Source organism: Brevundimonas nasdae (assembly GCF_019395145.1).
Classification (GTDB): Bacteria; Pseudomonadota; Alphaproteobacteria; order Caulobacterales; family Caulobacteraceae; genus Brevundimonas; species Brevundimonas nasdae.
On sequence record NZ_CP080034.1, the window covers coordinates 3492604 to 3516787 of the forward strand.

General features: G+C 66.1%; 27 protein-coding genes and 1 tRNA gene. 15 read left to right on the forward strand and 13 right to left on the reverse strand.

Annotated elements, in window-relative coordinates:
• The first annotated feature begins 92 nt into the window (after positions 1-92).
• The 9 genes from KWG56_RS17015 (at position 93) to rimM (ending at position 7934) form a co-directional block, all read left to right on the forward strand.
• Positions 93-758 (forward strand): nicotinate-nucleotide adenylyltransferase, encoded by a 666-nt coding sequence (locus KWG56_RS17015; RefSeq protein ID WP_219353046.1) that lies wholly within the window; start codon positions 93-95, stop codon positions 756-758.
• Positions 759-913: 155 nt separating this feature from the next.
• Positions 914-1327 (forward strand): ribosome silencing factor, encoded by a 414-nt coding sequence (gene rsfS, locus KWG56_RS17020; protein ID WP_219353047.1) that lies wholly within the window; start codon positions 914-916, stop codon positions 1325-1327.
• A 3-nt stretch (positions 1328-1330) separates the two neighbouring features.
• The gene (gene rlmH / locus KWG56_RS17025; protein ID WP_201100849.1) at positions 1331-1795 is read left to right on the forward strand and encodes a 23S rRNA (pseudouridine(1915)-N(3))-methyltransferase RlmH; all 465 of its coding nucleotides are present in this window, start codon (positions 1331-1333) and stop codon (positions 1793-1795) included.
• Position 1796: 1 nt separating this feature from the next.
• Positions 1797-2873 carry a murein hydrolase activator EnvC family protein gene (locus KWG56_RS17030; protein ID WP_219353048.1) on the forward strand — a complete coding sequence of 359 codons (1077 nt, stop codon included), beginning with the start codon at positions 1797-1799 and terminating at the stop codon, positions 2871-2873.
• 237 nt (positions 2874-3110) lie between these two features.
• Positions 3111-4484: a S41 family peptidase gene (locus tag KWG56_RS17035; RefSeq protein ID WP_219353049.1), complete on the forward strand. Its 1374-nt coding sequence runs from the start codon at positions 3111-3113 to the stop codon at positions 4482-4484.
• 233 nt (positions 4485-4717) lie between these two features.
• Positions 4718-4936, forward strand: coding sequence for a hypothetical protein (locus KWG56_RS17040; protein WP_219353050.1), 219 nt, complete (start codon positions 4718-4720; stop codon positions 4934-4936).
• A 316-nt stretch (positions 4937-5252) separates the two neighbouring features.
• The gene (gene ffh, locus KWG56_RS17045) at positions 5253-6776 is read left to right on the forward strand and encodes a signal recognition particle protein (protein ID WP_201099894.1); all 1524 of its coding nucleotides are present in this window, start codon (positions 5253-5255) and stop codon (positions 6774-6776) included.
• Positions 6777-6800: 24 nt separating this feature from the next.
• Positions 6801-7319, forward strand: coding sequence for a 30S ribosomal protein S16 (gene rpsP, locus KWG56_RS17050; protein WP_201099895.1), 519 nt, complete (start codon positions 6801-6803; stop codon positions 7317-7319).
• An 87-nt stretch (positions 7320-7406) separates the two neighbouring features.
• On the forward strand, positions 7407-7934 hold the full coding sequence (rimM, locus tag KWG56_RS17055; protein ID WP_219353051.1) for a ribosome maturation factor RimM: 528 nt from the start codon (positions 7407-7409) through the stop codon (positions 7932-7934).
• Positions 7935-7936: 2 nt separating this feature from the next.
• Here the strand turns inward: rimM and KWG56_RS17060 are convergent, their stop codons facing one another.
• On the reverse strand, positions 7937-8110 hold the full coding sequence (locus KWG56_RS17060; protein WP_201099897.1) for a YegP family protein: 174 nt from the start codon (positions 8108-8110) through the stop codon (positions 7937-7939).
• Positions 8111-8270: 160 nt separating this feature from the next.
• Between KWG56_RS17060 and KWG56_RS17065 the strand changes: the two genes are divergently transcribed.
• Together KWG56_RS17065 and KWG56_RS17070 are read left to right on the forward strand one after the other, a co-directional pair.
• Positions 8271-8987 carry a glutathione S-transferase N-terminal domain-containing protein gene (locus KWG56_RS17065; RefSeq protein WP_219353052.1) on the forward strand — a complete coding sequence of 239 codons (717 nt, stop codon included), beginning with the start codon at positions 8271-8273 and terminating at the stop codon, positions 8985-8987.
• Between the two features lie 52 nt (positions 8988-9039).
• Positions 9040-9420: a DUF3597 family protein gene (locus tag KWG56_RS17070; RefSeq protein ID WP_219353053.1), complete on the forward strand. Its 381-nt coding sequence runs from the start codon at positions 9040-9042 to the stop codon at positions 9418-9420.
• 165 nt (positions 9421-9585) lie between these two features.
• Here KWG56_RS17070 and KWG56_RS17075 read toward each other — a convergent pair whose 3' ends face one another.
• The 8 genes from KWG56_RS17075 to prmC form a co-directional block, all read right to left on the reverse strand.
• Positions 9586-10758 (reverse strand): benzoate/H(+) symporter BenE family transporter, encoded by a 1173-nt coding sequence (locus tag KWG56_RS17075; RefSeq protein WP_219353054.1) that lies wholly within the window; start codon positions 10756-10758, stop codon positions 9586-9588.
• Positions 10759-10850: 92 nt separating this feature from the next.
• Entirely contained in the window at positions 10851-11648 is a 798-nt protein-coding gene (locus tag KWG56_RS17080; protein ID WP_219355342.1) for an enoyl-ACP reductase FabI, read from the reverse strand.
• Positions 11649-11748: 100 nt separating this feature from the next.
• Positions 11749-12627 (reverse strand): UTP--glucose-1-phosphate uridylyltransferase GalU, encoded by an 879-nt coding sequence (galU, locus tag KWG56_RS17085; RefSeq protein WP_219353055.1) that lies wholly within the window; start codon positions 12625-12627, stop codon positions 11749-11751.
• Positions 12628-12712: 85 nt separating this feature from the next.
• On the reverse strand, positions 12713-13789 hold the full coding sequence (locus KWG56_RS17090; RefSeq protein WP_219353056.1) for a substrate-binding domain-containing protein: 1077 nt from the start codon (positions 13787-13789) through the stop codon (positions 12713-12715).
• Between the two features lie 157 nt (positions 13790-13946).
• Positions 13947-14762 carry a phosphonate ABC transporter, permease protein PhnE gene (gene phnE / locus KWG56_RS17095; RefSeq protein ID WP_370874339.1) on the reverse strand — a complete coding sequence of 272 codons (816 nt, stop codon included), beginning with the start codon at positions 14760-14762 and terminating at the stop codon, positions 13947-13949.
• Positions 14759-15781, reverse strand: coding sequence for a phosphate/phosphite/phosphonate ABC transporter substrate-binding protein (phnD, locus tag KWG56_RS17100; protein WP_244999561.1), 1023 nt, complete (start codon positions 15779-15781; stop codon positions 14759-14761). The genes phnE and phnD overlap by 4 nt, the downstream gene beginning before the upstream one ends.
• Positions 15778-16587: a phosphonate ABC transporter ATP-binding protein gene (gene phnC, locus KWG56_RS17105; RefSeq protein WP_219353057.1), complete on the reverse strand. Its 810-nt coding sequence runs from the start codon at positions 16585-16587 to the stop codon at positions 15778-15780. The genes phnD and phnC overlap by 4 nt, the downstream gene beginning before the upstream one ends.
• 207 nt (positions 16588-16794) lie before the next feature.
• Positions 16795-17709, reverse strand: coding sequence for a peptide chain release factor N(5)-glutamine methyltransferase (gene prmC / locus KWG56_RS17110; protein WP_219353058.1), 915 nt, complete (start codon positions 17707-17709; stop codon positions 16795-16797).
• Between the two features lie 42 nt (positions 17710-17751).
• On the opposite strand from prmC, the gene KWG56_RS17115 reads away from it, so the two are divergent.
• On the forward strand, positions 17752-19065 hold the full coding sequence (locus KWG56_RS17115; RefSeq protein ID WP_244999562.1) for a YihY/virulence factor BrkB family protein: 1314 nt from the start codon (positions 17752-17754) through the stop codon (positions 19063-19065).
• A gap of 4 nt (positions 19066-19069) precedes the next feature.
• Here the strand turns inward: KWG56_RS17115 and hslU are convergent, their stop codons facing one another.
• Both hslU and ppa read right to left on the reverse strand, forming a co-directional pair.
• The gene (gene hslU / locus KWG56_RS17120; RefSeq protein WP_219353059.1) at positions 19070-20368 is read right to left on the reverse strand and encodes an ATP-dependent protease ATPase subunit HslU; all 1299 of its coding nucleotides are present in this window, start codon (positions 20366-20368) and stop codon (positions 19070-19072) included.
• A 115-nt stretch (positions 20369-20483) separates the two neighbouring features.
• Entirely contained in the window at positions 20484-21044 is a 561-nt protein-coding gene (gene ppa / locus KWG56_RS17125) for an inorganic diphosphatase (RefSeq protein WP_201101034.1), read from the reverse strand.
• Between the two features lie 127 nt (positions 21045-21171).
• Here ppa and KWG56_RS17130 point away from each other — a divergent pair, with 127 nt between their 5' ends.
• Complete coding sequence (locus KWG56_RS17130) at positions 21172-21855, forward strand: DUF599 domain-containing protein (RefSeq protein ID WP_201101035.1); 684 nt, start codon at positions 21172-21174, stop codon at positions 21853-21855.
• Between the two features lie 251 nt (positions 21856-22106).
• On the opposite strand, the gene KWG56_RS17135 is transcribed toward KWG56_RS17130, so the two are convergent.
• Positions 22107-22988 carry an N-formylglutamate amidohydrolase gene (locus KWG56_RS17135; protein ID WP_219353060.1) on the reverse strand — a complete coding sequence of 294 codons (882 nt, stop codon included), beginning with the start codon at positions 22986-22988 and terminating at the stop codon, positions 22107-22109.
• Positions 22989-23045: 57 nt separating this feature from the next.
• Here KWG56_RS17135 and cpdR point away from each other — a divergent pair, with 57 nt between their 5' ends.
• Both cpdR and KWG56_RS17145 read left to right on the forward strand, forming a co-directional pair.
• On the forward strand, positions 23046-23402 hold the full coding sequence (gene cpdR, locus KWG56_RS17140) for a cell cycle two-component system response regulator CpdR (protein WP_054764657.1): 357 nt from the start codon (positions 23046-23048) through the stop codon (positions 23400-23402).
• Positions 23403-23527: 125 nt separating this feature from the next.
• Positions 23528-23602, forward strand: a tRNA-Val gene (locus KWG56_RS17145).
• Positions 23603-23717: 115 nt separating this feature from the next.
• Here the strand turns inward: KWG56_RS17145 and KWG56_RS17150 are convergent.
• Positions 23718-24140 (reverse strand): hypothetical protein, encoded by a 423-nt coding sequence (locus tag KWG56_RS17150; RefSeq protein ID WP_219353061.1) that lies wholly within the window; start codon positions 24138-24140, stop codon positions 23718-23720.
• Positions 24141-24184: the final 44 nt, after the last annotated feature.

Below are 24184 nucleotides of genomic sequence, written 5' to 3' on the forward strand. Positions count from 1 at the left end.
GACGATAATACAGGGACGATAAACGGGGACAGGGCGTCTTTCGCCGTGTTAAGGGCGCCGCTGAGCATAACTCCCCCGTCAGAGACGCCCGCTTGACCTTTTTCCACGCCGGTTCTGCGCCCAAGGGCGCCGGTCCCCGCTCTGGGGCCTTGCGCGATGGGTTGATCCTGTCGCCGGGAATGAAGGTCGGGCTGTTCGGCGGCTCCTTCAATCCGGCCCATGACGGCCATGCCCATGTCGCAGAGACGGCCCAGCGCCGTCTGGGCCTGGACCGGGTCGTCTGGCTGGTCTCGCCGCAGAACCCGTTGAAAGACGCGCGCCACAGCGCCCCCCTGGCCGAGCGCATGGCCTCGGCCCGCGAACACGCCCACGGTCCGTCGATGATCGTCTCGGATTTCGAGACGCGCGCGGGCGTCGCCTGGACGGTGGACACCCTGCGCCTCTTGGTCGCGCGACATCCGGGGGTGCATTTCGTCTGGCTGATGGGATCCGACAATCTGGCCAGTTTCCACAAGTGGCGCGGCTGGACCGACATCATGCGGCTGATGCCGGTGGCGGTCATCGCCCGGCCCGGCTCGCTGCTGGACAGCCGCACGGCGCCCGCCGCCGCCCGGTTCGCCGGGGCGCGGGTTCCGGCCGAGCAGGCGGGGCTTCTGGCCACGCTTGCGGCCCCCGCCTGGACCTATCTGACGGCGCCTCTGAATCCCCGTTCGTCCAGCGCGATACGGGCTGCACGCGGGTCTGAAAAGCCGTCCTGACGCCACGGTGATTCGGGTTTGATCCCTTCGCCGGTTCACGATCGGGCCCATCCGTGCTACAGGTCTGCTTTAGTCAACGCTCCCGGAGCCCTCCGCTGACCCCCTCGCCCGCGTATGATGCGCAAGACGCCGCCGTTTCGAACACGGCGCACGAGATGGACGCTATCGAACCTCTCCATTCCGAAGACGGCCCTGCTTTCGGCGATTCCGCCCCGCGCCCGGTCGGCTCCACCCCGCTCGAAGAAGCCCTGCTGACCCGCCTGGACGAGGACAAGGCTCAGGACATGGTCCTGATCGACCTCAAGGGCAAAAGCGCCATGGCCGACACCATGATCGTGGCGTCCGGGCGTTCGCACCGTCACGTCGGCGCTATCGCCGACCACCTGCTGCGCACCCTGAAGGAACAGGGTCTGGGCAAAGCCAAGGTCGAGGGCCTGCCGCACTGCGACTGGGTCCTGATCGACGCCGGCGACGTGATCATCCACCTGTTCCGTCCCGAAGTGCGCACCTTCTACAACATCGAGAAGATCTGGGCGGTCGATTCCGCTCACCGCACCGCGCGCGACTAAACGATGAAGCTTAGCATCGTCGCCATCGGCCGGCCCGGTCGCGGGCCGGAAGCGACGCTTGCCGACGACTACGCCAAGCGCGCCACCCTGTCGGGCCGGGCGCTTGGCCTGGGTCCCCTCGATCTGATCGATCTGGAAGCGAGAAAACCCGGCAAGGCGCCCGAGGCCGAACTGATCCTGGCCGCCGCCGAGGGCGCACACCTGATCGCCTGCGACGAACGGGGAAAGACCTATTCCTCGCGCGCCTTCGCCGACCATATCGCCAGGCTGCGTGATCAGGGCGAACGGCGTCTGGTCTTCGCCATCGGCGGGGCGGACGGGCTGGACGAAAGCGTGCGCCAGGCCGCGTCCTCGACCCTGGCCTTTGGTCCCCAGACCTGGCCTCACGCCCTGGCCCGCGCCATGTTGGCCGAACAGCTGTATCGGGCCGTGACCATCCTGGCCGGATCGCCCTATCATCGCGACTGACATGCGTCGCGCACCCTACATCCTCATTCTGCTGGCAGGGCTTATGGCCGCCGCCCCGGCGACGGGCCGTCAGGCTCCGGAGAGCGAGCTTTCGCGCGTTCAGGCCGAATATCGCGACGAGGCCGTGCGCGCGCGCCGCCTGCGCGCCGACGCCGACGCCGCGCGCCGTGAGCTGGGCGATCTGGAGCACCGGCTGGCCGAGCTTCGGGTGCAGGAGAATGACGGCGACATGCAGATCGAGGCCCAGCGCGCCCGTCTGCGCCAGCTTAGTGACCGCGAGGCCGCCCTGGTCGCCGATCTGGCCCGCGAACGCGGCGCCCAGGGCCGCCTGCTCAGCGCCCTTCAGATGATGAGCCGCCGCCCGCCGCCGCCGCTGCTGGTCCCGGCGGACAAGGCCATCGACACGGTGCGCGCCTCCATTTTGCTGAAATCCATGACGCCAGAGCTTGAGCGCCGGGCCATTGCGTTGGGCGAGCAGCAGGCCGAAATCATGCGGGTGCGGCGTCTGGCTGTCCTGTCCTCCGAACGCCTGCTGACGACCGAGAGCGCCCAGGGGGACCGGCGCGGCGAGATCGAGGCCCTGACCACGCGCAAGTCCGCCCTGACCGCCGTTCTGGGCGCCGAGGCCCGCGCCGCCGAACGCGCCGCCCGGGTGCTGGAGGCCCGCATCCGCGAACTGGGCGGCGCCGTGCCCACGACCGAGGCGCCCGAGCCGGAGACCGCGCGCCTGCCCGCCAATCGCAGCCGTCTCAGCAGCCCGATCAAGGGCGAGCCCAGCGAAACCTATGGACCCAAGACCTCCGGCTGGCGCTGGCGGGCCGACCGCGCCGCCGTCACGGCGCCCGCCGACGCCAAAGTGGCCTATGCGGGACCGCTCACCGGCTGGGGGCAGGTGGTCATCCTGGATCTCGGCCCCGGCTGGCGCGCCGTCATCGCCGGGCTGGAGGCTGTGGACGTGGCCCCGGACGCCCGCGTGTCGGACGGCCAGACCCTGGGGCGCAGCGGACCTGACGGCGACATCTATTTCGAGCTTCGTCGCGACGAACGCCCCATCGATCCGGCGCCCTGGCTGCGGTGATCCGTGACGCACGCTTCCCTGCTCGTCATCCTCGGTCTCGTGCCGAGGATGACGAGAGCTGGGTGATTGAGACGTCGCATTCTCTGCGTCATTGATCGCCAAGGTGCGATAAGACCTTGCTTTCCCTTCTGACGCTGATTTTATCCAGTGGACGCTGCGTCGCCATGATTTCATCGTGTCTGCGGGGCCTTACCTTATCGGGTGCCATCGATGATCGGCCCCACCGAAAGAGACCGAATGCGTAAACTGCTCCTCGTCGGCTGCGCCGCACTGGTGCTCGGCGGATCCGCCGCCGCTGTGTCCAGCCAGACGCCTCGCAACGAAACCTTCCGCCTGCTGGAGCTGTTCGGCGACGTGGTGGGCATCGTCGAGCAGGCCTATGTCGTCCCGGTCGACAACAAGAAGCTGATCGAGGCCGCACTCAGCGGCATGATGACGGCGCTGGACCCGCACTCCAACTATCTGGCGCCCGACAGCTACGGCGACCTGCGCGAACGCACCTCGGGCGAATATTCCGGTGTGGGCCTGACCATCACGTCTGAAGGCGGCATGGTGAAGGTCATCTCGCCGATGGACGACAGCCCCGCCGCCAAGGCCGGGGTCCAGGCGGGCGACGTCATCTCCTCAATCGAGGGCCAGAACGCATCCGGCCTGACCGTCAGCCAGGTGTCGGAAAAGCTGCGCGGCACGGTCGGCACCAGCATCAAGGTCACCTTCCTGCGCGACGGCGAAGAACCGCGCGAGGTCGTCCTGACCCGCGAGCTGATCAAGATCCAGTCGGTCACCGGCCGGGTCGAGGGCGATTTCGGCTATCTGCGCGTCTCGACCTTCAACGAGAACACCGGCCGCGAACTGTCCGAGGCCATCGCCAAAATCAGGGCCGAAAAGCCGGGCGTGAAGGGCTATGTTCTCGATCTGCGCAACAATGGCGGCGGTCTGCTGAATGCCGCCATCGACGTGTCCGACGCCTTCCTGGAGCGCGGCGAGATCGTCAGCCAGCGTGGGCGCAAGCCTGACCAGATCCAGCGCTATTCCGCCAAGCCCGGCGACCTGACCGGCGGCCTGCCGGTGGTGGTGCTGATCAACTACGGCTCGGCCTCGGCGTCGGAAATCGTCGCGGGGGCCTTGAAGGATCACCAGCGCGCCACGGTCGTCGGCCTGACAAGCTTCGGCAAAGGGTCGGTCCAGACGGTGATCCCATTGCGTCAGGGGCAGGACGGCGCCCTGTCGATCACGACCGCGCGCTACTACACCCCGTCCGGCGCCTCGATCCAGAAGATCGGCATCGAGCCGGATCTGGAGGTCGCCCGCTCGGAGGCTGAGGCCCGCATCGTCTCGCGCTCCAGCTTCATCTATTCCGAGGCCGCCTACGCCACGGCGCTGGATTCCTCGATCGGCGCCGAGCGCAAGGGCGCCCACATCCCGCACGAAGCCCCCGGCGACAAGTTCCCCAAGGACAAGGACTATCAGCTGGAGCGCGCTCTGGACGTCCTGCGCGCGGGCGGCGATTTGTCCAAACTGTCGGCGGCGCCGGAAGGCATCGTCGTCTCCGAACCCGGCGCCAAGGCCAAGTCGGAAGACACGCCGGCTTCGGACGAGCCCCAACAATAACAGGTTCGGCGCTGCGGCGCCCTGCTTGCATGATCGCTGACGAAGGGCTGGCTCCACACCAGCCCAACGGAGACGATTGTCATGTCGATTTCGTCAGTTGGCAGTTTTTTGGGGTCTCAACCGCTCGGCGCACCATCGTCTTCTGCCAGGCAGAATAAGCCGACCTCTGCGCTTCAAGGCGATCTTCCGCAGATCCGCGAAAGGGCCTGCGCGCCTAAGCGCACGACCAGAAGATGAAGAAGCTGAAGGAAAAACTGCGCGATCAGGTCCTGTCCGCCAAGAAGATCACCGAGAACGATCTGGCGGCCATGCCCAGCGCCCAGCGCGCCGCCATCGAAGGCGATATCGAAAAGCTGATCGCGGAGAAAATGGAGGAAATGATGAAGGCCGAGGTCAAGAAGGCGTCCGAGGAAGGCAAATCCCAAGCCGTCCTGCTCGATATCCTGGTTTGACACGCTGGACGCTGACCCGATCTTCGGGCTTGGCTGTGACAGGTGAAACATAAAGGGGCGTCGGATTCGACATTTCCATTGTTTTCCTTCATAAGCCGCCGCTTCCGACGCAAGTGAACCTCGCGTCTCCACCAGCACGACCCCATCTTGGTTGGTGCTACCGCGCCGAGCGCTACCTGAGCACAGGCTCAAGTAGGCCGAACGGCCGATAGCCCAAAAGAATGGATGAGGCTGGCGAGAACCCTCTGCCGACGTGATCGTCGCCAGAGGCCGTTGTCGTATGGAGCCGTTTCACCTGCGCCAAACGAGGTAGTGTATGTTCGAGGCTCTGAACGAGCGGCTTACAGGCGTCTTCGACCGGATCACCGGTCGCGGCGCCCTGTCTGAAAAGGATGTCGCAGAGGCGATGCGCGAAGTGCGCGTGGCCCTGCTTGAGGCCGACGTCGCCCTGCCGGTCGTCAAGGACTTCATCGCCTTCGCCACCGAGCGCGCCACCGGCGAAGAAGTCATCCGTTCGGTCAAGCCGGCCGACCAGGTGGTCAAGATCGTCTATGACGGCCTGATCGAGATGCTGGGCGGCGAAGAGCCGGTCCCGCTGAACACCAACGCCAACCCGCCTGCCGTCGTGCTGATGGCCGGTCTGCAGGGTTCGGGCAAGACGACGACCTCGGCCAAGCTGGCGCTGCGTCTGACCAAGTTTGATCGCAAGAAGGTCATGATGGCCTCGCTGGACACGCGTCGTCCGGCCGCGATGGAGCAGTTGGCCACCCTGGGCAAGCAGATCGAGGTCGCGACCCTGCCGATCGTGGCGGGCGAGAGCGCGGTCCAGATCACCCGCCGCGCCCTGACCGCCGCCAAGCTGCAGGGCTTTGACGTCCTGATCCTGGACACCGCCGGCCGCATCACCCTGGACGAAGGGCTGATGAACGAGGTCGCCGAGGTCGCCGAGATCTCCAAGCCGGTCGAGACCCTGCTGGTCGCCGACAGCCTGACTGGTCAGGACGCCGTCCGCACCGCCAAGGCCTTCCATGAGCGCCTGCCCCTGACGGGTCTGGTCCTGACCCGCGCCGATGGCGATGGTCGCGGCGGCGCCATGCTGTCGATGCGCGCCGTCACGGGCCTGCCGATCAAATATCTGGGCGCCGGCGAAAAGGTCGACGCCCTGGACGTCTTCGACGCCCGCCGCGTCGCAGGCCGCATCCTGGGGCAGGGCGATATCGTCGCCCTGGTCGAAAAGGCCGCTCAGGACCTGGATCAGGCCAAGGCCGAGAAGATGGCCCGCAAGCTGGCCAAGGGTCAGTTCGATCTGGACGATCTGGCCGGTCAGCTTCAGCAGATGAAGCGGATGGGCGGTCTGCAGGGCATCATGGGCATGCTTCCGGGCGTGGCCAAGATGAAGAACCAGATGGCCGACAGCGGCATCGACGACCGCATGATCCTGCGTCAGGAAGCCATCATCTCCTCGATGACTAAGGCCGAGCGCAAGAAGCCGGACCTGCTGAACGCCTCGCGCAAGAAGCGGATCGCGGCGGGCGCCGGGGTCGACGTGCAGGACGTGAATCGGGTTCTGAAACAGCACCGCCAGATGGCCGACATGGTCAAGTCGATGGCGCGTGGCGGACCCAAGAAGATGCAGCAGATGGCGGCCATGCTCGGCGGCCTCGGCGGCGGTGGAATGGGCGGGCCGGACATGGCGCGCCTTAAGGCTCTGGGCGGCGGCAAGATGGCTGAACCCAGCGCGGACGAACTGAAAGCTGTGCAGGACCGTCTGGCGGGCCTGGGCGGCGGACAACTTCCGGGGGGCCTTCCGGGCTTGCCGGGCTTCCCCTCAAAGAAATAACGACTTTCTAGAAAGAGACTGAAAATGCTGAAGATTCGTCTGGCCCGCGGCGGCGCCAAGAAGCGCCCCTACTACCACATCGTCGTTGCTGACTCGCACGCCCCCCGCGACGGCAAGTTCATCGAGAAGGTCGGCTCCTACAACCCGATGCTTCCCAAGGACAGCGCCACGCCGCGCGTCGCCCTGAAGGTCGAGCGTATCGCTGAATGGCTCGGCAAGGGCGCCCAGCCGACCGACCGCGTCGCGCGCTTCCTGTCGCAGGACGAGACCCTGGGCGCCAAGGTCAAGTGGACGCAAGGCAACAACCCGAACAAGGCCCAGCCCGGCAAGAAGGCGCAAGAGCGCGCCGCTGAACGCGCCCAGCGCGAAGCCGACCGCCTGGAAGCCGAAGCCGCCGCCAAGGCCGAAGCCGCCGAAGCCGCTGCCCGCGCCAAGGAAGAAGCTGAAGCCGCCAAGAACGCTCCGGCTCCGGCTGCTGAAGAAGCCCCCGCTGAAGAGGCTCCGGCCGCTGAAGCTTCGGCTGAAGAAACCACGGAAGCCTAAGGCTTTCTCGACCAATCCGGCATGGAAAGCAGCGTCCTCACGGGCGCTGCTTTTCTGTTATGGGCGGCCTGAAGCGGAGAGAACGGCATGACCACGGACAGCAGACTCATCCTCGTCGGCCAGATCGGCGGCGGCTTTGGCGTGCGCGGCGAGGTGCGGGTGACCGCCTTCACCGCCGACCCTCTGGCCCTGACCGCCTATGGTCCGCTGTTGCGCGCCGATGGCTCCGTGGCCCTGACCCTGACCTCCACGCGGCCCGACAAGAACGGTGTCGTGGGCCGCGCCAAGGAGATCGCCACCAAGGAAGAGGCCGACGCCCTGCGCGGTCTGAAGCTGCACGTCCCGCGTGACCGCTTCCCGGAACCAGACGAAGATGAATTCTATCTGGCGGATCTGATCGGACTTCAGGCCCGCGCCGTGGACGGCGCCCTCATGGGCCAGGTCAAGTCGGTGCAGAATTTCGGCGCCGACGACATGCTGGAGATCGCGCCCGCGACCGGCGGGCCGACCTGGTATCTGCCGTTCACGAAAGAAGCGGTGCCCGAGCTTCACCTCGCCGACGGCTGGCTGCTGGCCGTGCCGCCGAACGAGGTGGGTGAGCGCGAGCCCGACTGAACCTAGATTTCTTCGGTCGGGGCGTCGGCGACGTATTTTTTGATCGACTCGATCGCGCGCTTGGCGCCTGACTTGTCCGAATAGCCTTCGGTCGAGAAGATGATCTCGGAATTGTACTTGAAGCGGACACGGAACTCGCCAGCCTTGTCCTTATAGACTTCGAACTTGTGCGCCATCGGGCGTCTCCAGATACGACCTGTGATCGGGTCACAGACAAGCTGGCATTGACGTCCCAGCGTCGCCATTCACAAGCGCGCGATTGCACTGCTCCTGCCGCTGTTGCGAAATAGGCGGATCGCGCCAACATTGGTGCATCCGCCATCAGGACTTCATTGCATGACCGACCTGTCCGCCTTCCCGATCACCCAGCGCTGGCCCGCCCGGCATCCTGACCGGCTCCAGCTCTATTCCCTGCCGACGCCAAATGGCGTGAAGGTGTCGATCATGCTGGAGGAGGTCGGTCTGGCCTATGAGCCGCACCTGATCGACATCACCAAGAATGAAACTTGGGGACCGGAATATCTGTCGCTGAATCCCAACGGCAAGATCCCCGCCATCATCGACCCGGACGGTCCTGGCGGCCAGCCGCTGGCCCTGTTCGAATCCGGCGCCATCCTGATCTATCTGGCGGAGAAGACCGGCAAATTCCTGTCGGCGGATCCGGCCGAACGCTACCAGACGATCCAGTGGGTCATGTTCCAGATGGGCGCCATCGGCCCGATGTTCGGCCAGCTCGGCTTCTTCCACCGCTTCGCCGGCAAGGAGTATGAGGACAAGCGCCCGCGCGATCGCTACGTCGCGGAATCCCGTCGTCTGCTGGGCGTCCTGGAGACCCGTCTGGCCAATGAAGGCGGCGAGCCGCGTGACTGGATCATCGGCGACTACTCCATCGCCGACATCGCCACCCTGGGCTGGGTGCGCAACCTGATCGGCTTCTACGAAGCGGGCGAGATCGTCGGGTTCAAGGACTTCCCGCACGTCGCCGCCTGGCTGGAACGCGGGCTGGCGCGTCCGGCGGTTCAGCGGGGGCTTGAGATTCCGTCACGGACGTGAACCATACTGTCATGGTTGCGTTAGTCCGCAACCTCAACAGGAGCGCGACCTCATGGGCATCTTCTCTTCCATCTGGAACAAGATCACGAACCACAAGCCTGCGGCGGCTCCGGCCCCCGCACCGACAGCCGCTCCGGCAGGCGCCGCGCCGACTGCTGCGCCCGCCAGCCTGCCGCCGGTCGACGTTGAAGCCGTTCTGAGCGGCCTCGCCGCCAGCAAGGGCGGCGGCGGCAACTGGCGCACCTCGATCGTCGACCTGCTGAAACTGCTCGACCTCGATTCCAGCCTGTCGGCCCGCAAGGAGCTGGCTGAAGAACTGAACGTCCATGCTGGCGAACACGGCTCGGCCGAGCAGAACATCGCCCTGTCCAAAGCGGTCTGGCAGAAGCTGGCCGAAAACGGCGGCCAGGTCCCGGCCTCGCTGCGCGACTAAGCCAGTTCAGAACCGTCATTCCGGGGCGTCCGAAGGGGCGAACCCGGAACCCAGGAGGTCGCTCCGGCGCCGTTCAGCCTGGGTTCCGGGTTCTTCGCTCCGCTCAGCCCCGGAATGACGATTCGAGAGACTGACTAACTGAATGTCGATGGACCGCGAGCCGTGTCAGGCCCTCGGTCTGATCCAGCGCATCGCCGCCAGTGCGGCGAATCCCACGACCAGCCCCCAGAAGGCCGCGCCGATGCCGAACAGGGCGACGCCGGAGCCTGTGGCGGCGAAGGTCAGGACGGCGGCTTCCCGCGCGTCCGGCTTGGCCAGCATGGCCCCCAGCGCCCCCGTCAGGGCCGCGATCAGGGCCAGGCCCGTGATGATGGCCAGAACCGCATGCGGCATGGCGATGAACAGGCCCGCCAGCGGCGCCGCGAACAGGGCCACCACCACATAGAACCCGCCATAGATGACGCCCACGATCCATCGTTTCGCGGGATCGGGATGGGCGTCAGGACCGGTGCACAGGGCGGCGGTGATGGCGGCCAGATTGACCCCGTGCGCGCCGAATGGGGCGGCGATCAGACTGGTCAGGCCGGTGGCGAAGATCAGACGGTTGGCGGGCGGCTCGTATCCGGCGGCTCTCAGCACCACCAGCCCCGGCAGGTTCTGCGAGGCCAGGGTGACCAGAAACAGCGGCAGACCCAGACTGACGGCGACCTTCCAGTCAAAGACGGGCATGACCGGCGACAGGCCGCCGAACAGGCCGGTTCCGGGCGGCAGGCCGATCTGCCCCTTGAAGGCCAGCACAGCAAAGGCGGCGACCAGAACGGCGGGCAGGCTCCAGGCGGGCCACAGCCGCCGCGTGACGATGAAGACGGCCAGAAGTCCGACCGCCAGCCCCATCTCATCCGGCACGACCTTGAACAGCTTCAGCACGAAGGGCAGCAGCACGCCCGCCAGCATGGCCGAGGCGACCGAGGCGGGAATCTTCTGCGCCAGCCGTCCCAGCGCCGGCGCCAGGCCCGTCAGCACCATCAACAGGGCTGCAAACACGAAGGCCCCGATGGCGTTGGCCCAGCCCAGGCCTAGCGCCGAGGCCGCCAGCAGGGCCGCCCCCGGCGTCGACCAGGCCAGGACGACCGGCATCCTGAAGCGCCAGCTCAGCAACATCCCCGGCAGGCCGATGCCCAGGCACAGGGCCGTCACCATCGAAATGATCTGGGTCGGGCCGGCGCCCAGCACCTGACCCGCCTGCACGATCAGGGCGACCGTGCCGCCGAAGCCCACCACGGTGGCCACGGCGGCGGCGGAGAAGCTGGCGGGGGGAGGGAGGTTCGGCGCGCTCATAGCCTACGGATAAGCGGAGCCGTCGCGCCCCGAAAGCAAAAAGGGCCGCCGGTTCGCCCGGCGGCCCTTGATGTTCAACCGATCCGTCGGGATCAGGCTTCGATGTCTTCCGGCAGGCCCACCGCGTGGAAGCCCGCATCGACGTGCACGACTTCGCCCGTGGTCGAACGGCCCAGGTCCGAGCACAGCCACAGGGCCGCGCCCGCGACGCCTTCCATCGAGGTCTCTTCCTTGATCAGCGAGAACTGCGCCGACTTGGAGTGCAGGCCACGCCCGCCCGAGATGCCCGCTAGCGACAGGGTGCGCATGGCGCCCGCCGAGATGGCGTTGACGCGGATGTTCTTGGGACCCAGATCGCGCGCGATGTAGCGCGTGGCGGCTTCCAGCGCAGCCTTGGCCACGCCCATGGTGTTGTAGTTCGGAATGACCCGCTCGGAACCCAGATAGGTCAGGGTGATCATCGAGCCGCCATTGGGCATCAACTTGGCCGAACGCTTGGCCACGTCCACGAAGCTGAAGGCCGAGATGTTCATGGCCAGCAGGAAGCTGTCGCGCGTGGTGTTGTCGACGAACGAACCCTTCAGCTCATCCTTGTTGGCGAAGGCGACCGAGTGGACGACGAAGTCGATCGTGCCGAACTCTTTTTCCAGCTCGGCGAAGGCATGGTCCATCGAGGCGTCGTCGGTGACGTCGGCCTGGATAAGCAGCTTGGCGCCGACGCTTTCGGCCAGAGGGCGCACGCGGCGCTCCAGGCTCTCGCCCAGATAGGTGAAGGCCAGCTCGGCGCCCTGGGCGGCCAGTTGCGATGCGATGCCCCAGGCGATGGAGCTGGAGTTCGCGACCCCCATGATCAGGCCCTTCTTGCCCTTCATGAGGTCTCCGGTGGGCATGTCCCAGCCTTCGCTCGTCGCCATGATACGTCTCCTGATGATTTGGCGGAGGGTTAGCAGGGGCCGATGCGAACCGGAACCCCCGCAGGCTTCCGTAAGGTTACAGCAGGGCCGAAATCGCCTTGCGCGCCGCCTCACCCAAATCTGGGCGTTTCAGGGCCAGGGCGACGTTGGCGCGCAGCAGGCCGATCTTGTCGCCGCAGTCGTGGGTCACGCCCTCATATTCGACGGCGGTGAAGCTTTGCTCGTGCATCAGCCGATCCATGGCGTCGGTCAACTGGATCTCGCCGCCAGCGCCCCGTTCTTGCGTCGCCAGCAGGTCGAAGATCTCGGGCTGAAGGATGTAGCGGCCCGCGATGGACAGGTTGGACGGCGCCGTGCCGGGTGCGGGCTTTTCGACCATCCCCTTCATGGTGATGCGATTGCCCTCGCGGCTGGCCGGATCGACGATGCCGTATTTGTGGGCGTCTGCGATATCGACCGATTCGACGCCAATCAGATTGCCGCCCGTCTCCTCATATACATCGACAAGCTGTTTCAACGCGCCCGGCTGGCCATCGACAATGACGTCAGGCAAGATGACGGCGAACGGCTCATGACCGATGATGTCACGCGCGCACCAGACGGCGTGGCCCAGGCCCTTGGGCTGCATCTGGCGGGTGAAGCTCATCTCGCCGGCCTTGGCCAGTTCGGCGTTCATCATCTCCAGAATCGCTGTCTTGCCCTTGGCCAGAAGTTGGGCCTCAAGCTCGATCTGGTGGTCGAAATAGTCCTCGATCGCGCCCTTGGAGCGGCCGGTGACAAAGACGATGTGTTCGATCCCGGCTTCGCGGGCTTCCTCGACAATGTAGGAAAGGATCGGCCGGTCAACGACGTTCAGCAGTTCCTTGGGAGTCGTCTTGGTGCCGGGAAGAACCCGCGTGCCGAGACCGGCGACGGGAAGTACGGCCTTGCGCAGACGCGCGGGCTTGGAAGTCATTCGATGTCCTGAAAAGCTGTCCCGCCCCATCATAGCCGACGGAGCAGCGGTGAAAAGGGGCGGGACGCCTTCGGAGAGAACCCGGTTACTTGGCGGGGCGGGCCATCGGCGTCATTGCGGCCGCCGTGGCGCGCTGGGCCTGCAGATCCGCCGCCTGCAGCGGGATCAGGCCGCGGTCCTGCAGATAACCGCCACGACCGGCGGAGGCGTCCGACAGGAACTCCTGCACGAACTGCTGCAGGCCGGGGATGACGCCGATATTGGCCTTCTTCACATAGATGTAGAGGCTGCGCGACAGGGGATAGGAGCCGTCGGCGATGGTGTCGGCGGTCGGGGCCACGCCGTCGATGGTCTCGGCCTTCACCGTATCCAGGTTCTGCTCCAGGAAGGAATAGCCAAACACGCCCAGCGAGCCGGGGGTGCGGCTCAGGGTCTGGACGATGGCGTTGTCGTTCTCGCCGGCGTCGATCCAGGCATTGTCCTCCCGCAGGGTGTGGGCGATGGCTTCAAACCGGCTCTTGTCCGTTTTTTCGATGGCGGCGGCGGCGGGAACCAGCTTGGCGCCCGGCGCCATGCCCAGCTCCAGGAAGGCGTCGCGCGTGCCCGAGGTGGGCGGCGGGCCATAGACCTGGATGCGCTGGACCGGCAGGCCCTTGTTCACATCGTTCCAGGTCTTGGTCGGGTTGGCGATGAAGGCGCCGCTGGCGTCGGGGACTTCCTTGGCCAGGCCTTCGTACAGGTCGTTCAGTTCGAAGTTGAAGCTGTTGCCGTTGCGCGCCGTGGCGATGACGATGCCGTCATAGCCGATCTTCAGTTCGACGATGTCAGTGACGCCGTTCTTGGCGCACAGGTCGAACTCGGACTGTTTCATCTGGCGCGAGGCGTTGGCGATGTCGGGGCTGTTGGGGCCGACGCCCTGGCAGAAGGCCTGGATGCCGCCGCCGGTGCCCAGGGCCTCGACGCGAGGCGCCGCGCCGCCCGAGGTGCGCGCAAAGTTCTCAGCCACGCGGGTCGAGAAGGGAAAGACGGTCGAAGAGCCTGCGGCCCAGATGCCGGCCCGGGCGCGCGACGAGGATGCGCCGCCGCTGGAGCCGTTGTCGCCGCAGGCTGCGAGAGCCAGAAGTGCGGTCGCCGTAGCGGCGTATTTCAGTGCGCGGATCATCCTGGCTCTCCCTGAGCGGCTTAGTGCGCCACGCTTAGAGCAGAGGATTGTGACATTCCGCTGAAGGGGGAGGCTGTCGGGGAGCGGCTGAAGCCAAGGGGCCGCTGAAGCAGGCTGGCCGGGCTTCGGGCTGATGGCCCAAAGCCCGGTTGCACGATTACAGCAGGCGGCGGCGCATGACCTGCGACAGGCTGTCGATCAGGGTCACGGCGATGACCACGATGATGACGATGGCCGACACGGCCTTGAAGTTGAAGGCGTTCATGCTGTCGAACAGCACCTGGCCGATGCCGCCTGCGCCAATCAGGCCCAGAACGGTCGCCGAACGGCTGTTGGATTCAAAGCGGTAAAGGGCGAACGAGGTCCACAGCGGGGCCACCTGGGGGATCACGCCCCAGACGATCTCGTGCAGCTTGGAGGCACCTGTAGCGCGCACGCCTTCGACCGGACCCTTGTCGATCGACTCGACGGCTTCCGAGAACAGCTTGGCCAGAACGCCAGCCGTGTTCAGGGTGATGGCCAGAACACCGGCCAGAGGGCCCAGGCCCACGGCGGTGACGAACAGCAGGCCGATCACCAGATCGGGCACCGAACGCAGCAGGTTCATGACCCAGCGCACCGGCGTCACCACCCATTGCGGGGCGATGTTGCGGGCGGCGGCCAGGCCCAGCGGAATGCCGAACAGCACGGCCAGGAAGGTGCCCCACAGGGCGATCTGGACCGTCTCCCACATCTTGCCGACGAACATCTTCCAATCGGAGAAGTCGGGGCGCAGCAGGTCGTGAATGAAGAGTTGCGTGCTCTCGTTGCCCGAGAACAGGCGCGAGATATTGCCCAGGTCGACGGCCTTGATGCTGTAGAGCAGCACCACGGCGACGCCGCCCCAGACCAGGACGTCGGCGGCCCATGCCAGGGCCGATTTGCGCGGCGCGGCGGGAATGGCCGCGGGCGTCAGGGAAGGCGCTGCGCTCAAGGTTGGACCTCACCCTTGGCGCGCAGGCGTTGCAGTTCACGCTCGGCCGCAGCGGCGCCGGCGGTGTCGCCCTTGGCGCGGGCTTCGCTCAGCTTCTGGTCGGCGATCATTTCGCGGATCGGGTCCAAATAGTCGTCGTCGGCGGCGGCGAAACGCGAATACTCCAGCGCCGACAGGACCTGACGCTGACGCTCGGCTTCGGCGCCCTGGCCCTGGCCGTAGGTCAGGAAGAAGCCGCGGATCTTTTCTTTCAGAACCGGGTCCAGATCCTTGCGCAGGACGATGCCGCTTTCAGGGATCGGGGGCGAGGACCAGATCTCCTCGATCTGGTCGGCCAGACGCGGGTTCTCCTTGCGGATGAACAGGGTGTTGACGCTGTTGGACGTCGCCACGTCGATCACGCCGGTCGCCACGCCAAAGGCGTTGGCCTGATGGTTGGCCGAGCGAACGGTCTTGAAGCACTGGGACGGCGTGATGCCGCGCGGATTGAAGAAATAGGTCAGGGGGGCCAGGGTGCCCGAGGTCGACTGGGCGTCGCCGATGCCGAAGTTGAACTGCTTGCCGCAGGCCACGACCTTGTCCAGCGTGATGCCGGAGCCCTTCTTGACGATCAGGGTCGACTGATAGGAGTCCAGGCCTTCGCGGTTGACGGTGCGGGCGATGACCTCGGCGTTGGCGCGGTCGATGGCCTCGACCTCAGGCTTGGCCGAGAACCAGCCCACCTGGGTGTGGTTGCCGCGCATGGCCTCGACCAGAACCGTGTAGTTCGAGCCGAAATAGGGTTTCACCGGCACGCCGATGGCCTTGGACATGTCGTCCAGCAGCGGCTGCCACAGCGGGCCGGCCGACGCCTGGCCTTCGGCCGACAGGATCGAGAAGGTGATCTCGGACGGGGTTCCGCCCTTCTTGTCATCGCCGCCGCCGCACGAGGCGAGACCCAGAACCAGGGCGGCGCCGACGGCGGCCATGCCGCTCCTGGCGATCAGGCGGCGGGTCATGGAGAATTGGGACGGGCTCATGCCTTGGTCTCCCAGAACGCGTCCTCGAATTCAGGACCGTAGATTTCGATCAGGCGCTGTTGGTCCAGGCCCGTGGAGGGACCGTCATAGACGATCTTGCCCGCTTGCAGGGCGATGACGCGGTCGCAGTAGCGGATGGCGTAGTCGACCTGGTGCAGGGTGACGATGACGCCCATGCCGTCGCGCTTGTTCAGCTCGACCAGCAGCTCCATCACCTTGCGCGCAGACACGGGGTCCAGCGAGGCGACGGGTTCGTCGGCCAGGATGGCCTTGGCGCCCTGCAGGATGGCGCGGGCGATGGCGCCGCGCTGCTGCTGGCCGCCCGAAAGCGTATTGGCGCGCTGGGCGGCGTAGTCGCTGACGCCCACCCGGTGCAGGGCGGCCATGGCCTTGTCCTTGTCGGCCTGGGGCCAGACGCCCAGCAGACCCTGCCAGGCGGGCAGGCGGCCCAGCGATCCCAGCATGACATTGGAGAACAGGCTGAGGCGCCCGACCAGATTGAACTGCTGGAAGATCATGCCCAGCTTGCCGCGCGCCTTGCACACGGCGCCGGTGACACGGCCGTCCTTCTGAACCGTCTCGCCGAACACGGCGATGGTTCCCTTGCCCGCGTCGATCGACTGCAGGCCGGTGATGGAACGCAGGAGCGTGGACTTGCCCGATCCCGAAGGACCGATCAGGGCGACCATTTCGCCTGAGGCGACCTCGATCGAGACGCCGTTCAGCGCCTTTCGCGATCCGAAGGTCTTCGACACGTCACGCGCCAGGACGAGCCCGGGGGCGATGGCGGCTGCGGATGAACTCATGAACTCGCTGAGAGGCTGTGGCGAAGGGGCGCCGCATGACGCGCCAATGGCGTTTGGGCAAGTCTTAATCGCATGGACCGGGCGATTTCGCCAGAGTGTGACGACGCACCGCGACCCTGCGACGCTTTTTTATGGGGGTTCCGACTAATAGCGCACGTTCATCCCCCGACCTGCACGGGCAGGTCGGGGGATGACTCAATGTGGCTGTTAAGCCTTCGGGATCGGGTTGGTGCGCGGGTCGGGGCCGTTGGTGACCACGCGGTCGCGGTCGCCCAGGTCCTTGATGATCTTGACGTCAGTGAAACCGACGGCCTCGAACAGTTCTTTGACCTGCGGCCCCTGATCCCAGCCGATCTCGACGGCGAAGACGCCCAGCGGTTTCAGGATGCGTTTGATCTCGGGCGCCAGGTCGCGATAGGCCTGAAGCCCGTCCGGGCCGCCGTCCAGCGCCAGATGAGGGTCGTGGTCGCGCACTTCCGGGTCCAGACCCGCGATGTGGTCGGTCGGGATATAGGGCGGGTTGGACATGACCAGATCGAAGCTGGCGTCGCCGAAGCCCGCGGCCCATTCGGTGCGCAGGAAGGTGGCGCGGTCGTTCAGGTCCAGGTTGGCGGCGTTCTCCTTGGCGACGGCCAGGGCCTCGCTGGAGATGTCGGTGCCGACGCCGGTCGCGCCGGTCCGCTCGGTCAGCAGGGCCAGCAGGATGGCACCTGAACCGGTGCCGAGGTCGATGGCGGTGAACCGTTCCTGCGGCGTGAAGGCCAGCATGGCGATGTCCATGATGGTCTCGGTGTCCGGGCGCGGGCTGAGCACGTCGGGCGTGACGTTCAGGATGATCTTCCAGAAGCCCTTCTTGCCGATGATGCGCGACACCGGTTCGCGCTTCAGACGGCGCTCGACCATGGTTTCATAGGCGGCCTGCTGCTGCTCTGTGATGACCCTGTAAGGATCTGTCAGTATGTCCATGCGGCTGGCGTCGGCGGCGGCCTCTAGCAGCAGGCGGGCGTCGATGGCGGGGCTGTCGATCCGGCCTGCCTTCAGCCTGGCCTGAGCGGATTTCCAGACGGTCAGCAGGGTCGCGGCGCCATCGGCGGGTTTCGGAGATAGAGGTTCGGTGGTCATGTCGGCTGATTGGCCCTTCGCGGCGGTGATTTCAAGTTGGGCGTGGAACGCGTCGGCGGCCTCGTCGTTCGCCGTCTAATGGCCAAGTCAAAGACCTCCACCTCCGACCTCCTCCGCCGCCTGGTGTCCCGCCCCCGATCCGGCGGGCGCAAACGCGGCGGCCCTGACAGCCTCTGGCGCTTTATTGCAGCCGCGGCAGGCGGCCTGGCCGCAGGGGCCGGGGCCGCGCATCTGCTCTATACGCAAGGCCACAAGGTCGGGGTCGATCTGCGCCAGGAGCGCCCGCCCGCGCCGCCGCCCGCCCCGCCCACGCCTGAGGATTTCGACGCCGAGGAGCCGGGACGCGGCCGCATGGCCCAGCGGCCAGAGCATATTCCGCGCAAGGGCTGGACCGATATCCTGTGGCGGGCGGTGTCGTCCTATTTCGGCGATCGCGTGGGCTTCGTCGCCGGCGGCGTGACCTTCTTCACCCTGTTGTCGCTGTTCCCGCTGATGGGTTCGTTCGTCACCCTGTACGGCCTGTTCGCCAATCCGGCGGACGCCTGGGGACGGCTGCATTTCCTCTATTCGATCCTGCCGGACAGCATCGCCGAGTTCCTGGGCGCGCAGATGCAGCGCCTGGCCGAGAACTCAAACGGGCAGCTGACGTTCACCCTGATCTGGACATTGCTGCTGTCGCTGTGGACGGCGAACGGGGCGGTGAAGATGCTCTTCTACGGCATCAACGTCGCCTATCATGAGGTCGAGAAGCGCAACATCGTCCGCTACAACCTGTTGTGCATGGGGTTCACGGTCGGCGGATTGATGGCCGTGCTGGTCAGTTCCGGCCTGGTGGTCGGCGTGCCTGTGGTGGTCAAGCTGTTCGGGCTGGAGGAGGAGTGGGGTCTGTTCGCGCCTCTGCGCTGGCCCATCCTGCTGGTCGGTTATGTGGCGGCCCTGACGTTGATCTATCGTCTGGCCCCGTGCCGGGAGAAGGCGCGCTGGCGCTGGCTGACGCCGGGCGCCATCTTCGCCGCTGTGGTCAGCGTGACCCTGTCGTTCGTGTTCAGCTGGTACCTGAACAACTTCGTGCGGACGGACTCCTATGGTCCTCTGGCCGCCATCATGGGTTTCCTGCTGTGGACCTGGCTGTCGGTGCAGGTGATCCTGATGGGGGCCGCCCTGAACGCCGAGATAGAGCACCAGACCGCCGTGGACACCACCACAGGCAAGGCCAAGCCGATCGGGGAGCGCGGCGCCAAGGTCGCCGACGGCGTGGGGGCGCGTCGCAAGAACCCCGCCGCCCTGGCCTACACCCAGCGCCAGGCCGCCGCCGTCGCCCAGCGACTGCGGGCGCGGCGGCGACAGCGGGGCTGATGGATCACAGGATGAAGCGGCTCAGGTCCACGTCCTTGGTCAGGGCGTTCAGCTTTTCGCGCACGGCGTCGCCGTCGAAGTTGACCGTCTGACCCGACAGGTCCGACGCCTTGAAGCTGGTCTCCTCCAGCACCCGCTCCAGTACGGTCTGAAGTCGCCGCGCGCCGATGTTCTCGACGGCGGAGTTGGCGGCCACGGCGGCGTCGGCCAGGGCTTCGACCGCATCATCGGTGAAGGTCAGGGTGACCTCCTCCGTCGCCAGCAGGGCCTGGTTCTGACGGATCAGATTGGCCTCCGGCTCGGTCAGGATGCGCTTGAAGTCATCGCGCGTCAGGGCCTTCAGCTCGACCCGGATCGGCAGACGTCCCTGAAGCTCGGGCAGCAGATCGCTGGGCTTGGCCACATGAAAGGCGCCCGAGGCGATGAACAGCACATGGTCCGTCTTCACCGGCCCGTATTTGGTCGAGACAGTGGTGCCTTCGATCAGGGGCAACAGATCGCGTTGGACCCCTTCGCGCGACACGTCGGCGCCCGATGCGCCCTGACGCGCCGCCACCTTGTCGATCTCGTCCAGGAAGACGATGCCTTCGTTTTCGGCCAGCAGCAGGGCTTCCTTGGTCAGGCTGTCCTGATCCAGCAGCTTGTCGCCCTCTTCGGCGATCAGGGGGGCGGTGGCGTCGCGCACGGTCAGCTTGACCGTCTTGGTGCGCCCGCCGCCCATCTTGCCCAGCATTTCACTGAGGTTCAGCAGGCCGACATTGCCGCCGGGGATGTCGAGACCCTGGATGGGCGAGGCGGTGTCGGCCAGGGCGATCTCGATCTCCTTGTCGTCCAGTTCGCCGGCGCGCAGCTTCTTGCGGAAACTGTCGCGGGTCGCGGGGCCTGAGCCGGGACCGACCAGGGCGTCCAGAATACGATCTTCCGCCGCGCCCTCGGCCCGCGCCCGGACCTCGCCGCGCCTGCGGTCGCGCACCATGACCAGGGCGCTCTCAACCAGATCGCGCATGATCTGATCCACGTCGCGGCCGACATAGCCGACCTCGGTGAACTTGGTCGCCTCGACCTTCAGGAAGGGCGATCCGGCCAGCCTGGCCAGACGCCGGGCGATCTCGGTCTTGCCCACGCCGGTGGGGCCGATCATCAGGATGTTCTTGGGCGTGACCTCGTCGCGCAGGTCTTCCGGCACGCGCTTCCTGCGCCAGCGGTTGCGCAGGGCGACGGCGACGGCGCGCTTGGCGTCGTCCTGGCCGACGATATAGCGATCAAGTTCTGAAACGATTTCGCGGGGGGACAGATCAGTCATGGCGTCCAGATAGGACGCCGGGAAGCGAAGCGGGAGGGGGCAGGGCGTCGCGCAGCAAAAAGGCGTCCTCCGGAACGGAGAACGCCTCGATGCATCTGTCGCTGTCGTCGCCTGATCAGGCGGCGTTGGCGGCCTTCTTCTTGGCCAGCTTGTCCTGGTGGGCCTTCATGCCGGCCTCGATCAGGGCGGCGGCTTCGCCTGCGTCGCCCCAGCCCTTGACGGTGACCGACTTGCCCTTCTCCAGATCCTTATAGCGGGTGAAGAAGTGTTCGATCTGCTCGATCAGGATGGCCGGCAGCTGACGATAGCTGGCGACGTCGGTGTAATAGGGGTTCAGCTTGTCGACCGGCACGGCCAGGATCTTCTCGTCGCCGCCGGCTTCGTCTTCCATCAGCAGGACGCCGATGGGGCGCGAGCGGATGACGCAGCCCGGAACGACCGGCGTCGGGTTCAGCACGATCACGTCGCAGGGGTCGCCGTCATCCGACAGGGTGTGCGGGATGAAGCCGTAGTTGCCCGGATAGTACATGGCGGTGTGCAGGAAGCGGTCGACGAACAGGGCGCCGGAGTCCTTGTCCATCTCATACTTCACCGGCAGGCCGCCCTGCGGGATTTCGATGACGACGTTGACGTCCCAGGGAGCGTTGGGGCCGACCGGAATGGCGTCGAGGTTCATGGCGATCTTCTGCTGCGACTGCGAAATTCAAAAGGCGAGGGGTGATAGGCCCCACAGGCCGTCACGGCAAGCGCGACTTTGGGCGACGGGCTTGCGCGGCGACGGCGACTGAGGCCAATCATGCCGCATGACATGGTTCGATTGGGCCGCTCTGGCGCTGTTTTTCATCTGCTGGCTCGGCTACGGGCCGATCCTGAAGTTCATCGGCCGCCACGGCGGTTCGCTGAATGACGACATGATCCACGTCCGGCGCGCCTGGATGACGTCGATGACCCATCGCGAGCTGAAGCTGATCGACAGCCAGCTGATGGGCCATTCGATCAATTCGGCCTCATTCTTCGCCTCGACCAATCTTCTGCTGATCGCTGCGGTGGCGGGCATATTGTTCGGCGGCGAGGCCGCGTTGAAGGGGTTCGCCTTCGTCGGCGCCGAACAGGTGCCGGTGCGGATGCTGGAGGCCAAGCTGGCCCTGGTGCTGATCTGTCTGGCGCGCGGCTTCCTCGATTTCATCTGGGCTCTGCGTCAGATGAACTACACCCTGGCCATGATCGGCGCCGCGCCGGAAATCCATCAGGAGACTGATCGCAAGGCGTTCAGCGCCGCCGCCGCCGAACTGTTGAATCCGGCCCTCAGTTCATTCAGCCAGGGCGTGCGGGGCTATTATTTCGCCCTGGCGGCGGCGGCCTGGCTGTTCGGTCCGCTGTGGCTGGCGTTGGGGGTGGCCTCTTCGTTCAGCCTGTTGATCTATCGCCAGGAGGCGTCGCCCGCCGCACGCGCCATCCGCAGCGCCCGCCGATTGCTGGGTGATTAGGGGCTTATTTCGCAAGTGCGAAATGAAAGGATTCAGGCCTTTGCAAAACCGAACCGTGTTAGCGATAACAATAATGCAAAACCGTTACACAGCGTGACATCAAAACCGCTGATTGGGCTTGACCCATTGTGCATCGCAACCTAGATTGACCTTCGACGCCTCCGGGCGTCTTGCCCTTCCTGGGCGTTTCCTCCCTATAGACTTTATATGCCGCGTCCTCGGACGCGGCTTTTTTTTTGACTTATCGCCGATCAGTCGGTCCAGCGCTGGACGCACAGGGCGGCGATCACCCGCATCAGGGCCTTGTGCGTGCGGCCATAGGCGGCGTTGGGCCTCAGGGTCGCCTCATCCAGATAAAGCCCTCGACTGAGTTCGATCTGGATCGCCTCGAAACCCTCCTCAGGCCGTCCCCAGCTATGGGTGGACCAGCCTCCGGCATAGGGGTGGTTCAGCGCCACCCGCCAGCCCAGACCCTCGAACAGGCTTCGCAGCGTCCGCGTCAGCCTGGCGTCGCAAGAGGACCCGTGCCGGTCGCCCAGCACCACTTCAGCCCCGACGGCCCGGGACGGCATCGAATGCCAGTCGATCAGCAGGGCGCGCCCATGACGGGCGCGCGCCGCCTGCATCAGGTCGCTGAGGGCGGCGTGATAGGGTGCGTGCGCCGTCTCGATCCGGCGTTCAGCCTCGGCGCGGGGCAGAGTGCGGTCATAGAGCCGGGCGCCGTCCCCGCCCAGCCGGGGGATCACTCCGAAGCCAGCGGCGGTCTTCAGGCCGACCGGCCCCTCCACGCCGTCGATCAGCGTCGGATCCAGCTCGTCAGGGTCGCGGTTCAGGTCGACATAGGCGCGGCCGATGCGGCTTTCGATCAGCGGCGCGCCCTGCGACGGGCCGCTGGCGACCAGGGCGGCGACCAGGGCGTCCTCGGCGCTGCGAAGGCTGTGCTGCGTGAGGCCGGGCGCGGCGTTCATGTCGGCGGGGTAGCGATCGCCCGAATGGGGCGAGGCGAACACCAGCGGAAGCCCGCGCGCCGTCTCGGGCGGCCGGGTGATGGTGAAACTGGCCGCGCCCTCGGTCATATTCCCCGCATAGCGGGTTTCGCTGTGGAGGGAAGTCGGCTGATCGGTGAATTTCATCGCCGGTTTACTGTTGCGGGCCTAGCGTGAGGGCCTGGTCCTCGGGGAAAAATCGACATGGCGCGCATCCTTCTGGCTGAAGACGACAGTTCTCTGCGCGGTTTCCTGACCCGTGCGCTGGAGCGCGCCGGTCATCAGGTGATCGACTGCGAGAACGGCGACGATGCCATCGACGCCTTGGAGCACGGCCCCTATGACCTGCTGCTGACCGACATCGTCATGCCGGGCGCGGACGGCATAGAGGTCGCCCGCGTCGCCGCCGCCCGCCAGCCGGGCCTGCGCATCATGTTCATCACCGGCTTCGCCGCCGTCGCCCTGACCGCCGCCCAGGCCTCGCCCCAGGCCAAGGTCCTGTCAAAGCCCGTCCACCTGCGCGATCTCGTCAACGAGGTTGAGCGGATGGTGGCCGCCTGACGGTTTGATTTAACAAGGTTTTTTGAGAAAACTCATTTCAGCGGCCAAAGCCGCTTGATGCGGGCGGATCGTACAGCTATACGACCGGCCTTCCCGCTCTCGGACTTGCCGAGAGCCGCCACGGCGGACGCGTAGCTCAGCGGGAGAGCACTACGTTGACATCGTAGGGGTCACAGGTTCAATCCCTGTCGCGTCCACCATTTTTCCAGATTATCAAATCATCAAGCCCGCAGGGCCAACAGTTGTGCGTGTCTGATTCCGTTCGGGCGGCATGACGCCGGTCCTGGCGTTTGAGGACCGGCGTTGGGCGTCTGATCAGTTCACGGTCACCGCGACGTACTGGCCCACGCTGTCGTGGCCATAGATGCGGACGGTGATGGAGACGCCGCCGTTGACGATGGCGCGGGCGGCGCTGGGAGACATCTGGCCGTCGCGGACCATCCGCTCCATGATGGCGCGGTTCTGGGCCGAGCCGAAGAAGCTGTCGCCCTGATCGCCGCGGTCGCGCAGGTTGAAACGGTGGTAGTTGGCGCGGTCTTGGCGGATCACCTGCCAGGCATGGGTCAGGCGTGTCCCTTCCGAAGAACGCAGATCGCGCTGACTGATGTAGGCGGTGTATTCGCCAATGACTTCAGGTTTGCCGCTCCAGCCTAAAGTAGATTGAGCGTTGGCGGCGCCGCCGGCAGCAGCGGTCGCCATGACGGCCGCCGCAGCCAGGGTCTTCACGATCGTCTTCATGCAGTCGCTTCCATGTTCTGCGCGCGTCGGTCCGCACGCCTGAT

What these genes read in the sequence shown, in the direction of transcription:
- rsfS (WP_219353047.1), top strand. Translation starts at nt 914, where the DNA reads ATGGACGCTATCGAACCTCTCCATTCCGAAGACGGCCCTGCTTTCGGC.
- hslU (WP_219353059.1), bottom strand. Translation starts at nt 20,368, where the DNA reads ATGACTGATCTGTCCCCCCGCGAAATCGTTTCAGAACTTGATCGCTAT.
- KWG56_RS17070 (WP_219353053.1), top strand. Translation starts at nt 9,040, where the DNA reads ATGGGCATCTTCTCTTCCATCTGGAACAAGATCACGAACCACAAGCCT.
- KWG56_RS17090 (WP_219353056.1), bottom strand. Translation starts at nt 13,789, where the DNA reads ATGATCCGCGCACTGAAATACGCCGCTACGGCGACCGCACTTCTGGCT.
- KWG56_RS17080 (WP_219355342.1), bottom strand. Translation starts at nt 11,648, where the DNA reads ATGCCCACCGGAGACCTCATGAAGGGCAAGAAGGGCCTGATCATGGGG.
- rimM (WP_219353051.1), top strand. Translation starts at nt 7,407, where the DNA reads ATGACCACGGACAGCAGACTCATCCTCGTCGGCCAGATCGGCGGCGGC.
- KWG56_RS17040 (WP_219353050.1), top strand. Translation starts at nt 4,718, where the DNA reads ATGAAGAAGCTGAAGGAAAAACTGCGCGATCAGGTCCTGTCCGCCAAG.
- cpdR (WP_054764657.1), top strand. Translation starts at nt 23,046, where the DNA reads ATGGCGCGCATCCTTCTGGCTGAAGACGACAGTTCTCTGCGCGGTTTC.
- rlmH (WP_201100849.1), top strand. Translation starts at nt 1,331, where the DNA reads ATGAAGCTTAGCATCGTCGCCATCGGCCGGCCCGGTCGCGGGCCGGAA.
- KWG56_RS17150 (WP_219353061.1), bottom strand. Translation starts at nt 24,140, where the DNA reads ATGAAGACGATCGTGAAGACCCTGGCTGCGGCGGCCGTCATGGCGACC.
- galU (WP_219353055.1), bottom strand. Translation starts at nt 12,627, where the DNA reads ATGACTTCCAAGCCCGCGCGTCTGCGCAAGGCCGTACTTCCCGTCGCC.
- KWG56_RS17060 (WP_201099897.1), bottom strand. Translation starts at nt 8,110, where the DNA reads ATGGCGCACAAGTTCGAAGTCTATAAGGACAAGGCTGGCGAGTTCCGT.
- KWG56_RS17130 (WP_201101035.1), top strand. Translation starts at nt 21,172, where the DNA reads ATGACATGGTTCGATTGGGCCGCTCTGGCGCTGTTTTTCATCTGCTGG.
- prmC (WP_219353058.1), bottom strand. Translation starts at nt 17,709, where the DNA reads ATGACCACCGAACCTCTATCTCCGAAACCCGCCGATGGCGCCGCGACC.
- KWG56_RS17135 (WP_219353060.1), bottom strand. Translation starts at nt 22,988, where the DNA reads ATGAAATTCACCGATCAGCCGACTTCCCTCCACAGCGAAACCCGCTAT.
- KWG56_RS17075 (WP_219353054.1), bottom strand. Translation starts at nt 10,758, where the DNA reads ATGAGCGCGCCGAACCTCCCTCCCCCCGCCAGCTTCTCCGCCGCCGCC.
- phnD (WP_244999561.1), bottom strand. Translation starts at nt 15,781, where the DNA reads ATGAGCCCGTCCCAATTCTCCATGACCCGCCGCCTGATCGCCAGGAGC.
- ppa (WP_201101034.1), bottom strand. Translation starts at nt 21,044, where the DNA reads ATGAACCTCGACGCCATTCCGGTCGGCCCCAACGCTCCCTGGGACGTC.
- KWG56_RS17065 (WP_219353052.1), top strand. Translation starts at nt 8,271, where the DNA reads ATGACCGACCTGTCCGCCTTCCCGATCACCCAGCGCTGGCCCGCCCGG.
- rpsP (WP_201099895.1), top strand. Translation starts at nt 6,801, where the DNA reads ATGCTGAAGATTCGTCTGGCCCGCGGCGGCGCCAAGAAGCGCCCCTAC.
- KWG56_RS17030 (WP_219353048.1), top strand. Translation starts at nt 1,797, where the DNA reads ATGCGTCGCGCACCCTACATCCTCATTCTGCTGGCAGGGCTTATGGCC.
- phnC (WP_219353057.1), bottom strand. Translation starts at nt 16,587, where the DNA reads ATGAGTTCATCCGCAGCCGCCATCGCCCCCGGGCTCGTCCTGGCGCGT.
- KWG56_RS17035 (WP_219353049.1), top strand. Translation starts at nt 3,111, where the DNA reads ATGCGTAAACTGCTCCTCGTCGGCTGCGCCGCACTGGTGCTCGGCGGA.
- ffh (WP_201099894.1), top strand. Translation starts at nt 5,253, where the DNA reads ATGTTCGAGGCTCTGAACGAGCGGCTTACAGGCGTCTTCGACCGGATC.